At 71.4% G+C, this 12,390-nt stretch carries 11 protein-coding genes and 1 rRNA gene; 2 read left to right on the top strand and 10 right to left on the bottom strand.

Annotation, left to right across the window (positions count from 1 at the left end; translation table 11 throughout):
- Positions 1–37 precede the first annotated feature (37 nt).
- On the bottom strand, positions 38–445 hold the full coding sequence (locus AB0O09_RS08285; RefSeq protein WP_363540764.1) for a metal-sensitive transcriptional regulator: 408 nt from the start codon (positions 443–445) through the stop codon (positions 38–40).
- A gap of 231 nt (positions 446–676) precedes the next feature.
- Between AB0O09_RS08285 and AB0O09_RS08280 the strand changes: the two genes are divergently transcribed.
- Positions 677–1,297, top strand: a complete 621-nt coding sequence (locus tag AB0O09_RS08280) for a DUF47 family protein (protein ID WP_363540763.1) — start codon at positions 677–679, stop codon at positions 1,295–1,297.
- Between the two features lie 5 nt (positions 1,298–1,302).
- Complete coding sequence (locus AB0O09_RS08275; protein WP_363540762.1) at positions 1,303–2,298, top strand: inorganic phosphate transporter; 996 nt, start codon at positions 1,303–1,305, stop codon at positions 2,296–2,298.
- A gap of 132 nt (positions 2,299–2,430) precedes the next feature.
- Here AB0O09_RS08275 and pstB read toward each other — a convergent pair whose 3' ends face one another.
- From pstB to rrf, 9 genes are all read right to left on the bottom strand, one after another.
- On the bottom strand, positions 2,431–3,207 hold the full coding sequence (gene pstB / locus AB0O09_RS08270; protein WP_363540761.1) for a phosphate ABC transporter ATP-binding protein PstB: 777 nt from the start codon (positions 3,205–3,207) through the stop codon (positions 2,431–2,433).
- A 36-nt stretch (positions 3,208–3,243) separates the two neighbouring features.
- Positions 3,244–4,317, bottom strand: a complete 1,074-nt coding sequence (gene pstA / locus AB0O09_RS08265; RefSeq protein WP_363540760.1) for a phosphate ABC transporter permease PstA — start codon at positions 4,315–4,317, stop codon at positions 3,244–3,246.
- Positions 4,314–5,297, bottom strand: coding sequence for a phosphate ABC transporter permease subunit PstC (gene pstC / locus AB0O09_RS08260; RefSeq protein WP_363540759.1), 984 nt, complete (start codon positions 5,295–5,297; stop codon positions 4,314–4,316). The genes pstA and pstC overlap by 4 nt, the downstream gene beginning before the upstream one ends.
- Before the next feature lie 146 nt (positions 5,298–5,443).
- Positions 5,444–6,580, bottom strand: a complete 1,137-nt coding sequence (pstS, locus tag AB0O09_RS08255) for a phosphate ABC transporter substrate-binding protein PstS (RefSeq protein WP_363540758.1) — start codon at positions 6,578–6,580, stop codon at positions 5,444–5,446.
- Positions 6,581–6,887: 307 nt separating this feature from the next.
- The gene (locus AB0O09_RS08250; protein ID WP_363540895.1) at positions 6,888–7,343 is read right to left on the bottom strand and encodes an NUDIX hydrolase; all 456 of its coding nucleotides are present in this window, start codon (positions 7,341–7,343) and stop codon (positions 6,888–6,890) included.
- A 77-nt stretch (positions 7,344–7,420) separates the two neighbouring features.
- Complete coding sequence (locus AB0O09_RS08245) at positions 7,421–8,470, bottom strand: CHAD domain-containing protein (protein ID WP_363540757.1); 1,050 nt, start codon at positions 8,468–8,470, stop codon at positions 7,421–7,423.
- Between the two features lie 95 nt (positions 8,471–8,565).
- Positions 8,566–10,992 (bottom strand): RNA degradosome polyphosphate kinase, encoded by a 2,427-nt coding sequence (locus AB0O09_RS08240; protein WP_363540756.1) that lies wholly within the window; start codon positions 10,990–10,992, stop codon positions 8,566–8,568.
- Positions 10,993–11,256: 264 nt separating this feature from the next.
- Positions 11,257–12,171: a mycothiol synthase gene (gene mshD, locus AB0O09_RS08235; RefSeq protein ID WP_363540894.1), complete on the bottom strand. Its 915-nt coding sequence runs from the start codon at positions 12,169–12,171 to the stop codon at positions 11,257–11,259.
- A gap of 143 nt (positions 12,172–12,314) precedes the next feature.
- Positions 12,315–12,390 (bottom strand): 5S ribosomal RNA (gene rrf / locus AB0O09_RS08230); the annotation flags it as partial.

The raw sequence follows: 12,390 nt of genomic DNA, 5'->3' as shown, positions 1-12,390 counted from the left end.
TGCCCGCGCTGACCGGTGTTCAGCGGGTGACCCGCGCTCAGGTGCGCAGCAGCCGGGAGATGGCGGCGGTGGCCTCGGCGACCTTGCCGTCGAGTTCGGCGCCGCCCTGCTCGGCGGCTGCGGCCACGCAGTGCCGCAGGTGCTCCTCCAGCAGCGAGAGGGCGAAGGACTGCAGCGCCTTGGTGCCCGCGGAGACCTGGGTGAGGATGTCGATGCAGTAGACGTCCTCGTCGACCATGCGCTGCAGGCCGCGGATCTGGCCCTCGATCCGGCGCAGCCGCTTGAGGTGCTCGTTCTTCTGGGCGCTGTAGCCGTGCGGACCGCCGTGCGGGTGCGCCGCGCCGGCCTCGGCGGTGACGTCGTCGCCGCCGGCCGCGGTGTCGGGGGTGCCGGCCGCGGCCCCGGGGGTCCCGGTGTCCTCGGTGCGCGTCTGAATCGTGGTCATCCGGCCCGCCTCTGTCTCCCTGGTCGCCGTCCCTGGACCTCCAGTGTCCAACACGGGAGGCTCCCCGCATGTTCCGCCGTCCGGGCGGGGAACGGATCTCCTCGTGCACGGCGGGGGCAATCCGGCCGGGGTTCCGCCAGACTGGGGAACCGCGCCAACACCCCGTTTGCACACCCGGGACGGCGAACGCCTAGAGTCGTTCAGTCCCTACCCCGCACATCGGAGATTTCCGTGCGTTTTAGCCTGACCCCGAAGGAGACGAGCTTCTACGACATGTTCGCCGCCGCGGCGGAGAACCTCGTCGTCGGGTCGAAGCTCCTGCTGGAACTGCTGGGATCAGACGTGTCGGCCCGCGCGGAGATCGTCGAGCGCATGCGCGCCGCCGAGCACGCCGGCGACGACACCACCCATGCGATCTTCCACCAGCTGAACTCCTCCTTCATCACGCCCTTCGACCGCGAGGACATCTACAGCCTCGCCGGTTCGCTGGACGACATCATGGACTTCATGGAGGAGGCGGTCGACCTGGTCGTCCTCTACGACATCGAGTCCCTGCCGAAGGGTGTCGAGCAGCAGATCGAGGTGCTGGCGCGGGCCGCCGAGCTGACCGCGGAGGCGATGCCGAACCTGCGGTCGATGAAGAACCTCACCGAGTACTGGATCGAGGTCAACCGGCTGGAGAACCAGGCCGACCAGATCCACCGCAAGCTGCTGGCCCACCTGTTCTCCGGCCAGTACGACGCGATCGAGGTGCTGAAGCTGAAGCAGGTCGTCGACGTCCTGGAGGAGGCCGCCGACGCCTTCGAGCACGTGGCGAACACGGTGGAGACCATCGCGGTCAAGGAGTCCTGACCTCCGTGGACACGGCAGCACTCATCGTCGTCATCGGCGTGGCCTTCTTCTTCACCTACACCAACGGCTTCCACGACTCGGCGAACGCGATCGCCACCTCGGTCTCCACCCGGGCGCTGACCCCGCGGGCGGCGCTGGCGATGGCCGCGGTCATGAACCTGGCCGGCGCCTTCCTCGGTTCGGGGGTGGCGCACACCGTCTCCAGCGGCATCATCGAGACGCCCACGGGCAGCCAGGGCATGGCGATCCTCTTCGCCGCACTGGTCGGCGCGATCACCTGGAACCTGGTCACCTGGTACTTCGGCCTCCCCTCGTCCTCCTCGCACGCCCTGTTCGGCGGCCTGGTGGGTGCGGCGCTGGCCGGCGGCACCGCGGTGATCTGGAGCGGCGTCGTCGACAAGATCATCATCCCGATGGTGGTCTCGCCGGTGGTCGGCCTCGTTGGCGGCTTCCTGGTCATGCTGGGCATCCTGTGGATCTTCCGCCGGGCCAACCCGCACCGCGCCAAGCGCAACTTCCGGGTCGCGCAGACCGCCTCGGCCGCCGCCATGGCCCTGGCCCACGGTCTGCAGGACGCCCAGAAGACCATGGGCATCGTGGTGATGGCGCTCACCATCTCGGGCCACCAGACCACCGGCGACATCCCGATCTGGGTGAAGGTGTCCTGCGCGACCATGCTGTCGCTGGGCACCTACGCGGGCGGCTGGCGGATCATGCGGACCCTCGGCCGCAAGATCATCGAGCTGGACCCGCCGCAGGGCTTCGCCTCCGAGGCCACGGCGTCGACCGTCATGTACATCACGTCGTTCGTCTACGCGGCGCCGATCTCCACCACCCACGTGATCACCTCGGCGATCATGGGTGTGGGTGCCACCAAGCGGATCCGCGCGGTCCGCTGGGGCGTTGCCAAGAACATCGTGCTCGGCTGGTTCATCACCATGCCGGCGGCCGCCCTGGTGGCCGCCGCGATGTACGGCGTCGTGGACCTGCTCTTCCTCTGATCCCCGACGAGCCCGCCCGGAAGGGTGCAGGGCCCGCCCCCACATCACGGGGGCGGGCCCTGCGTACTTCGCGGCGGCACCGCCATGCAGCACCGCGAAGTAGTCGGTGGGGCTCCGGGGAGCCCGGCCCGGTCAGCCGAAGCGGCCCGAGATGTAGTCCTCGGTCGCCTGGACGGACGGGTTGGAGAAGATCCGCTGGGTGTCGTCCAGCTCGATCAGCTTGCCCGGCTGGCCGACGCCGGCCAGGTTGAAGAAGGCGGTGCGGTCGGAGACGCGGGCCGCCTGCTGCATGTTGTGGGTCACGATGACGATCGTGTACTGGGACTTCAGCTCGCCGATCAGGTCCTCGATGGCGAGGGTGGAGATCGGGTCGAGGGCGGAGCAGGGCTCGTCCATCAGCAGGACCTGGGGCTCGACCGCGATGGCGCGGGCGATGCACAGGCGCTGCTGCTGACCGCCGGAGAGGCCGGCGCCGGGCTTGTTCAGCCGGTCCTTGACCTCGTTCCAGAGGTTGGCGCCCTTGAGGGACTTCTCCACCACGCCGTCCAGCACGGACTTCTTCCGCACGCCGGCGAGCTTGAGGCCGGCCACCACGTTGTCGTAGATCGACATGGTGGGGAAGGGGTTCGGCCGCTGGAACACCATGCCGACCGAGCGGCGCACGGCGACCGGGTCGACGTTGGAGGCGTACAGGTTCTCGTCGTCCAGCATCACCTTGCCCTCGACGCGGGCACCGGGGATGACCTCGTGCATGCGGTTGAGGGTGCGCAGGAAGGTGGACTTGCCGCAGCCGGACGGGCCGATGAAGGCCGTCACGGAGCGGGGCTCGATGGTCATCGAGATGTCCTCGATGGCGCGGGTGGCTCCGTAGTAGGCGGACAGTCCGCTGACGTCGATGCGCTTGGCCATGGTCTTTCTCTTCTCTCGTCTCGTACGTCAGTCGGGTCAGCGTCCGCCCTTGGGCGAGCGCCAGCGTGCGATGCCCCGCGCGATGAGGTTGAGCCCCATCACGAAGAAGATCAGCACCAGCGCGGCGCCCCAGGCGCGGGCGTAGCCGAAGTCGTTGTTGACCATCGAGTACTGCTGCCAGATGTAGAGCGGCAGCGACTGCTGCGGTCCGTTGAAGGGGTCGCCGTTGATGGCGTCGGCGCCGAAGACCAGCATCATGACCGGCGCGGTCTCGCCGGTGATGCGGGCGACGGCCAGCATCACACCGGTGGTGATGCCGCCGATCGCGGTCGGCAGCACGATGCGCAGGATGGTCTTCCACTTCGGCACGCCCAGCGCGTACGAGGCCTCCCGCAGCTCGTTCGGGACGAGCTTGAGCATCTCCTCGGTGGAGCGCACGACGACCGGCATCATCAGGATGGCCAGCGCGAGGCTGCCGGAGAAGCCCGAGTAGTCGAAGCCGAGCAGGATGTTCCAGAGCGAGAGGATGAACAGACCGGCGACGATCGACGGCACACCCGTCATGACGTCGACGAAGAAGGTGACCCACTTGGCGAGCCGGCCGCGGCCGTACTCCACCAGGTAGACCGCGGTCAGCAGACCGATCGGGGCGGCGATCAGGGTCGCCAGCAGGACCTGCTCCAGGGTGCCGATCAGCGCGTGGTAGATGCCGCCGCCGGGGCCGGAGGAGATCACGTTCTTCATGGAGTGGGTCAGGAAGTCGCCGTCGAGCACTTCCAGGCCCTGCTGCACGGTGTAGAAGGTCAGCGCGACCAGCGGGACGACGGCCAGGATGAAGGCGACCCAGACCACCGCGGTGGCGAGCCGGTCCTTGGCCTGGCGGCGGCCCTCGACGCGGGCAGAGAGCGCGTAGCTCAGCACCACGAAGAGCGCGGCGGCGATCATGCCCCACTGCAGGTGGCTGGAGAGTCCGGCGCCGGCGCCGACGGCGCAGCCGAGGCCGATCGAGAGCAGCGCCACGCCGGCCGGCGCCCACTTGGGGAGCCGCGCGGTGGTCAGGCTGCGGCGCAGCTGCGGAGCCGAGTCCGCAATGGTGGTTGCGGTGCTCATGCGTTGGCCCCCGAGTACTCCTTGCGGCGCGCGATGATCAGTCGGGCGGCGCCGTTCACCAGCAGGGTGATCACGAAGAGGACCAGGCCGGAGGCCATGAGGGCGTCACGGCCGAACGGCTGGGCCTCGTTGAACTTGAGCGCGATGTTCTGCGCGAAGGTGCCGCCGCCGGGGTCGAGGACGTGCAGCGAGAGCACGCTGTTGGCGGAGAGCACGATGGCGACGGCGATGGTCTCGCCGAGCGCGCGGCCGAGGCCGAGCATCGAGGCGGAGATGATGCCGGGGCGGCCGAAGGGCAGCACGGCGGTGCGGATCATCTCCCAGCGGGTGGCGCCGAGGGCGAGGGCCGCCTCCTCGTGCATGCGCGGGACCTGTCGGAAGACCTCGCGGCTGACCGCGGTGATGATCGGCAGGACCATGATCGCCAGCAGGATGCCGACGGTGAAGAGGTTGCGCGGGGTGACGCCGGCCTGGGTCTGGTCGAAGAGGTACGTCCAGCCGAGGTACTGGTCCATCCACGCGGTCAGGCCGTCCATGTGCGGGACGAGGAACAGCACGCCCCACAGGCCGTAGACGATGCTGGGCACCGCGGCGAGCAGGTCGACCAGGTAGGCGAAGGGCTGTGCGATGCGGCGCGGTGCGTAGTGCGAGATGAACAGCGCGATGCCGACGGCGACCGGTACGGCGATCACCATGGCGATCAGCGCGCTGACGATGGTGCCGAACGCGAGGACGGCGATGCCGAAGACCGGCTTGGGCGCGTCCGGGTTCCACTCGAAGGTGGTGAGGAAGTTGCCCTCGTCCTTGGACAGCGCGATGCCCGAGCGGTAGGCGAGGAAGCCTGCGATCGCGGCCATGATGACCAGCAGCAGGATGCCCGACCCTCGGGAGAGGTTGAAGAAGATGCTGTCGCCGAGCCGGCTGTCGCTCCGGCTCCGGCGGGCCCTGCCCCGTGCGGCGGCAGGGGGGGATGAAGTCATGATCGTCTACTCCGGTCTGACGGTGCTGCCCCCGTGGGGGACGGCACCTGGCGGCGGTGCCCCGGACGTGTGGTGCTCGTGGTGTGGTGCTTCCGGCGGGGCGGCCCGTCCCCCCTATGAGGGCCGCCCCGCCGGTGGTGCGGGGGTCAGGCCAGGGTCGGGATGACGGCCTGGACCTTGGAGGAGAGCTCCTTCGGCAGCGGGACGTAGCCCTTGGCGCCGATGGCCTGCTGGCCGGCGTCGCTGACGGTGTAGGTCAGGAAGGACTTCAGGGTGTCGAGGCTCTCGGCCTTGTTGCCCTTGTCGCAGACGATCTCGTAGGTGACCAGGACGATCGGGTAGGCGCCCTCGTCCTTGGTCGCGTAGTCGAGGCTCAGGGCCAGGTCGCTGCCGGTGCCGGCGATCTTCGCCTTGGAGAAGGTGGTGGCGGCGTTCTCGGCGGTCGCGTCGACCGGCTTGGAGGCGCCGGTGTTGATGGCGGCGCTCTTCAGGCTGTTGGTCTGGGCGTAGGAGAGCTCGACGTAGCTGATCGAGTTCTTGACCTGCTTGACCTGCGCGGAGACGCCGGCCGAGCCGTTGGCGGACTGGCCGCCCTTGCCCGCCCAGGTCTTGCTGGCCGGGTAGGTCCAGGCGCCGCCGGAGGCCTTGGCCAGGTAGCCGGTCAGGTTGGCGGTGGTGCCCGAGTCGTCCGAGCGGTGGATGGCCTGGATCGGCGCGTCCGGCAGGGTGACGCCCGGGTTCAGCGCGGCGATCGCCGGGTCGTTCCACTTGGTGATCTGCGAGTCGAAGATCTTCGCGATGGTCGGGCCGTCGAGGACGAGCTTGTCGACGTTCTCGACGTTGAAGACGACCGAGATCAGGCCGCCGACCATCGGCAGGTTGATGCCCTGGCCGCCGGTGCAGACCTGCTTCGAGGCGTCGACCTCGGCGGGCTTGAGGGCCGAGTCGGAGCCGGCGAAGGCGACCTTGCCCTGGTTGAACTGCTGCACGCCAGCGCCGGAGCCGCCGCCGCCGTAGGTGATGGTCGAGCCGGAGCAGGCGGAGCCGAAGGCGGCCTTCCAGACGTCGATCGCGTTGGTCTGGGCGGTCGAACCCGCACCCAGCAGCTGCCCGCCCTTGCCGCAGGCGATCTGGGCGGCGGGGGCCGCACCGGAGGCCGCGGCGCTGCTGCCCGAGCTGCTGGTCGAGTTGTCGTCCGTACCGCAGGCCGCGAGCGACAGCGTGCCGACGAGCGCCATGGCACCGATGGCGAGGGCCTTGGAGCCGTTCCGCTGGAGCTTCACTGGGTGTCCCTTTCTGAGGCAAACCCTGCGTCCTGACGAGCTCGTCGATGGCTCGATCAGCGCGGGTTTCGCTGTGGTCCGGGGCCCGTTCGGCCCTCCGGTGGTCCCGAAGGTAGGCCGGGCAGGTGACGCGTCAGGCGGTCGCAAATGAACGGATGGTGAACCTCGAACGGCTGGCGGGAAACCGAGGTCGGTAGTAACGGTTGCGTCACGGTGAGGGCGCGGTGAGATCACCCGGGACGGCCCCGCCGGGGCACTGCTGACCTGCGGCGGAACACGGCCGCGGGGTGCGCCGGGCAGCGCCCGTTCAGGCCCGTGCGCCGCCCAGCAGGACGAGCAGCGCGTCCACCAGGGCACGGTCCCGGACGTGCGTGAGACGGGCCTTCGCCTTCTTCGGGGGAAGCCATTCCAGCCGGTCGACCTCGCGCCCGGGGGTGAACGCACCACCGGTCGGCACCGCAGCCCAGTAGCGCACCTCCTTGGGCCGGCCGTCGACCAGGTAGTGCTGCGCGGGCAGCTCCTGGCCCAGGACGCAGTGCATCCCGGTCTCCTCGCGCAGCTCGCGCAGCGCCGCCGCCTGCCAGCCCTCGCCGGGTTCGAGCTTGCCCTTGGGCAGGCTCCAGTCGTCGTACTTCGGCCGGTGGATCACGGCGATCCTCGGCTTCTTCAGGCCCCGGCCGTCCTTCTTCGGCCCGCCGGGCACCCAGAGCACCCCGCCGGCGGCCAGCACGGTCGGCCCGTAGCCGGGCACGGCGGCCCGCATGGCGGGGGCGCCGCCGCGCCGGGACCGCCCGGCGAGCCGGACGCGGAAGGGATTGGCAGCGCGGTGCTGCGCTGCGGTCAGACGGTCGCCCATTCGTGCCATCCGTGGTGCGGGAGCTTCGGCCACTGGTGGCCGAAGGCGTACCGGGCCGCCTCCACCTCCAGTCGCTGATCAGCATGCACCACGCCGAGCACGTACGCGGTCGCCGGCGTGATCCGCGGCGTACGGGCCGCGGTGGAGGCGGTGGCGGCGGCGTCCGAGGCGTCCCGGTGGCGGTCGAGCACCGCGTCCAGCCGGTCCAGCTCGACGGTCGGCGCCCCGCACACCTCCAGCGCGTAGCGGGCCCGCTTCGCCAGCACCCGGACGCGGTGCCAGGGCTCGTCGTCCGCCGCCAGCAGCGCGTCGGCGTCGGAGGGGGAGGCGCTGCGGGCCGCGGGCAGCACCGCGAGCCGGTGCAGGCCGTCACCGCCGTACGGCTCCGCCGCGCGGGCCAGCGGCAGCCGCTCGGCCGCCGCGGCGAGTGCGCCGAGCGCCCCGGCGGCGTGCTGCACCAGTGCGCCGCCGCCCCGCCCGGCCACCTCGTCCAGCAGCGGCACCTCGCCGCTCAGCAGCGTCATCCGGTCGGCCAGCGCGTGCAGCCGCGCCGTCCGCAGTTCCTGCAGCAGCGCGGTGTGCGTCCTCGTCCGGGCGAGGGTGAGCTGCCGCTCCAGCAGCGCACGGGCCTTGGGCGCGCCGGCGTGCCCGGCCAGCATGCCGGGCGACTCGGAGCCGGTGTCGCTCAGCGAGTCCAGCGCGGCGAGCAGCCGGGCCGACCGGCGGCGGTAGCCGGGCTCCCGGCCGAGCAGGTCGAGCAGCCAGGCCAGCTCCGTCCGCAGCTCACCGGTCCAGCCGGGTTCGAAGGCGGCGCCGAAGGTGTGCAGGGCACCGCCGATCCGCCGGACGGCGCGCAGGAGGTCGTCCGCGCCCGCCGCCGAGGCCGGGAGCGAGCCCGGTCTCGACCCGGCCTCGCCCACCGCCTGCGGCAGGGCGCGCAGGAACGCGCCGGCCTGGGTGGTGAGGTAGCCGGAGAGGACTTCCCCCGCGGACGCGCTCGGCGCCGCCGGGGCCGTCATCGGCGAATCGGTCATGACAAGGACTCCCCCATGTGGTCGTCCCGGGCCGCCGCGGCCGCCGTCCCGGCCACCGCCGGAACCGGGGGCGCGGGCGGCGGCCCGGGCAGTGGTCAGCGGCCCGCGGTCGCGTTCCGGTGGCGCTTGCGCGAGGCGATGAACAGGTCCTGGACGTGCTGCAGCGGCCTGCCCTCGGCGTCGGTCGAGTGCCGCGTCCAGCTCCCGTCGGCACCGAGGTGCCAGGACTCGGTCTCGTCGGAGACCCCGAGGTCGAGCAGCCCGGACAGCTCCGCCCGGTGCGCCGGGTCGGAGACCCGCACCAGCGCCTCGATCCGGCGGTCCAGGTTGCGGTGCATCATGTCCGCGCTGCCGAACCACACCTCGGGCTCGCCGCCGTTGCCGAACACGAAGATCCGCGAGTGCTCCAGGAACCGGCCGAGCACGCTGCGCACCCGGACGTTCTCGCTCAGCCCGGCGACGCCGGGGCGGATCGCGCAGATGCCGCGCACCCACACCTCCACCGGCACGCCGGCCTGCGAGGCCCGGTACAGCGCGTCGATCACCGCCTCGTCGACGATCGAGTTGACCTTGATCTTCACGTACGCCGGACGGCCGGCCCGGTGGTGCGCGATCTCCCCGTGGATCCGCGAGACCAGGCCGTCCCGCAGCCCGCGCGGCGCGGTCAGCAGGCGCCGGTAGGACTCGCGGCGCGAGTACCCGGACAGCCGGTTGAAGAGGTCCGAGAGGTCCGCGCCGACCTGCGGGTCCGCGGTCAGCAGACCGAGGTCCTCGTAGAGCCGGGCGGTCTTCGGGTGGTAGTTGCCGGTGCCGACGTGCGCGTAGCGGCGGAGCGTCTCGCCCTCCTGCCGGACCACCAGGGACAGCTTGCAGTGCGTCTTCAGCCCGATCAGGCCGTACACCACGTGGCAGCCGGACTCCTCCAGCTTGCGGGCCCACTTGATGTTGGCCTGCTCGTCGAAGCGGGCCTTGATCTCCACCAGGACGAGGACCTGCTTGCCGGACTCGGCCGCGTCGATCAGCGCGTCGACGATCGGCGAGTCACCGGAGGTCCGGTACAGCGTCTGCTTGATCGCCAGCACGTGCGGGTCGGCCGCGGCCTGCTCCAGGAAGGCCTGCACCGAGGTGGAGAAGCTGTCGTACGGGTGGTGCAGCAGCACGTCCCGCTCGCGCATCGCGGCGAAGATGTCCGGCTGGGACGCCGACTCCACGTCGGTCAGCCCGCGCGCGGTGCCCGCGACGAACTTCGGGTACTTCAGCTCCGGCCGGTCCAGGTCGGAGATGCCGAACAGCCCGGTCAGGTCGAGCGGCCCGGGCAGCGGGAACACCTCGGATTCGCTGACGTTCAGCTCGCGCACCAGCAGGTCGAGGATGTACGGGTCGATCGACTCCTCGACCTCCAGGCGGACGGGCGGGCCGAAGCGCCGCCGCATGAGCTCCTTCTCCAGCGCCTTGAGGATGTTCTCGGCGTCGTCCTCCTCGACCTCCAGGTCCTCGTTGCGGGTCACCCGGAAGGCGTGGTGGGCGAGCACCTCCATGCCCGGGAAGAGCTCCTCCAGGTGCGCCCCCATCACGTCCTCCAGCGGAACGTACCGCTGCGGCGACGCCTCCAGGAAGCGGGACAGCGACTGCGGCACCTTCACCCGGGCGAAGTGCTTGTGCCCGGAGACCGGGTTCCGCACCACGACGGCCAGGTTCAGGCTGAGGCCGGATATGTACGGGAAGGGGTGCGCCGGGTCCACGGCCAGCGGCGTCAGCACCGGGAAGATCTGCTGGCGGAAGAGCGTGTGCAGCCGGGCCTGCTCCTTCTCCAGGAGCTCGGGCCAGCGGACCACCTCGATGCCCTCGGCGGCCAGGTCGGGCAGCACCTCGTGCTGGAAGGACGCCGCGTGGCGGGCCATCAGCTCGCGCGCGCGCCGCCAGATCAGGTCCAGCACCTCGCGCGGCTGCAGTCCGGAGGCGCTCCTGGTGGCCACACCGGTGGCGATCCGGCGCTTGAGGCCGGCGACCCGGACCATGAAGAACTCGTCCAGGTTGCTGGCGAAGATCGCGAGGAACTTGGCCCGCTCCAGCAGCGGGATGTCCGGGTCCTCGGCGAGTTCCAGCACCCGCTCGTTGAACGCCAGCCAGCTCCGCTCGCGGTCGAGGAATCGTCCCTCCGGGAGGGCACCGAACTCGGTCTCGACGTCGGCGAGCGCGGAGTGCACCCCGCCCGTGGAGCTGGCCGTCGCCGACCGGGGCGCGATCCGGGCGGTCGCCGGCTCGTCGTTCACCGGCACGCCGAGGCCGTTGGTGATCGCGCTCGGCAGCGCGGCCGGGACGGCCGGTGCGGGCTCCGCCGCGGCCGCCCGGGCCGCGGCGGTCCGCGGACGGGTCTCGCCCGCCGTCGTGGACCTGCCGGCCGCCTTGGGGACGCGGGCGCGGCTCTTGGACGCCTGCTTGGCTGCCTGCTTGGAGCCCGCACCGGAGGCGGGGCCGGGGGCCGCACCGGACGAGGCGGAGACGGGGCCAGGGATGGTCATCGGTGCCAGCTCCTCATGCAGGGCGAAGTCCCGGGCGCACGTACCGCGGTCGTCAGCCGTGCTCGCGGCGGCGTACGTGTGCATGGCGTACGCAGCGTCCTCGTCCCGCCACTCCGGTGCCCACCCGCCGGGAGCGGCCGAGCGGAGCCGAGCCGGTCGGCGGGCGGAGCGCGGACGAGGCACTACGGGCGTCATCCTGTGATCTTCGCGGCGTCAATTGAATCCACGGTAAACACCGGATGGCCAGGAGGAAAGCTGAGTCGGTCACCCCTGTGGGCCGGAACCACCGGCCGGGCCGGCCTCCTGGACGCGGTACATCAGGTCCACCTCGTGGACGGTGAAGCCCAACCGTTCATATACCCGCACCGCCGCCGGATTGTCAGCGTCCACATAAAGAAGGACGGCCGGCACCCCGCGGTCCCGGATCAGGTGACGCAGGCCCGCCGCGGTGAGCGCCCGGCCGAGGCCGCTGCCCTGCTCGCCCGGGGCCACCCCGACCACGTACACCTCGCCCAGGCCGTCGGGGTGCACCTTCGTCCAGTGGAAGCCGACCGGCTCGCCGTCACGGACGGCGAGGAAGAAGCCGGCCGGATCGAACCAGGGCTCGGCGAGCCGGTCCGCGAGGTCCACCTCCGTCCAGGCGCCCTGTTCGGGGTGGTGTGCGAAGGCCAGCGCGTTCAGCGCCAGCCAGGCCCGGTCGTCCTCACCCGGACGGAAGGTGCGGAGCTCCACGCCCTCCGGGAGCACCGGCTCGGGCACTTCCTGTCCGGCGGGCCGGCGCATCTGCCGCAGCTCCCGGACGAGCTCGCCGCCGAACCGCTCCGCCAGCCGGGCCGCACCGGGGTGGCCCCCGTGCGCCCAGCAGTCCACCGCCTTGGCCGGTGCGAGCTCCGCGAGGACCGCCTCGGCCAGCCGGCCGCCGAGTCCGCGGCGCCGCAGCTCGGGGTGGACGGCCAGCTCCGCCGTCGCCGAACTCCCGTCGCCGGCGACCTCCAGCTGCGCGTACCCCGCCGGACGGCCGTTCAGCGTCTGCAGCAGGTGCCGCACGCCCGGACGACCCGCGTTCACCCGGAGCCGCAGCCGGCCCGCCTCCGAGACCGCCTCCCGGCCGTCGTCGACGGAGGCCGCCGTCAGCACGGACTTCGCAAGGAAGAGATCCTCGGCGGTCAGCTCGGACATGACACGGATGCTCTCGCCGGAGGGCGGCGTCGTGGTGGTCTCCATAGGGCGACCCTACGTCGCCGTCGCACACCGGCCGTGCCGAACCCGGAAATGCGAGAAGCCCCGCCCGGGGTCCCCGGGCGGGGCTTCTCAGAAGAATTGTTCGGCGGCGTCCTACTCTCCCACAGGGTCCCCCCTGCAGTACCATCGGCGCTACGAGGCTTAGCTTCCGGGTTC

Origin of the sequence: Kitasatospora sp. NPDC093679, assembly GCF_040683455.1 — a bacterium.
Classification (GTDB): domain Bacteria; phylum Actinomycetota; class Actinomycetes; order Streptomycetales; family Streptomycetaceae; genus Kitasatospora; species Kitasatospora arboriphila.
The sequence above is the reverse complement of the archived record's forward strand: the minus strand, read 5'-3'. Positions and strand labels throughout refer to the sequence as shown.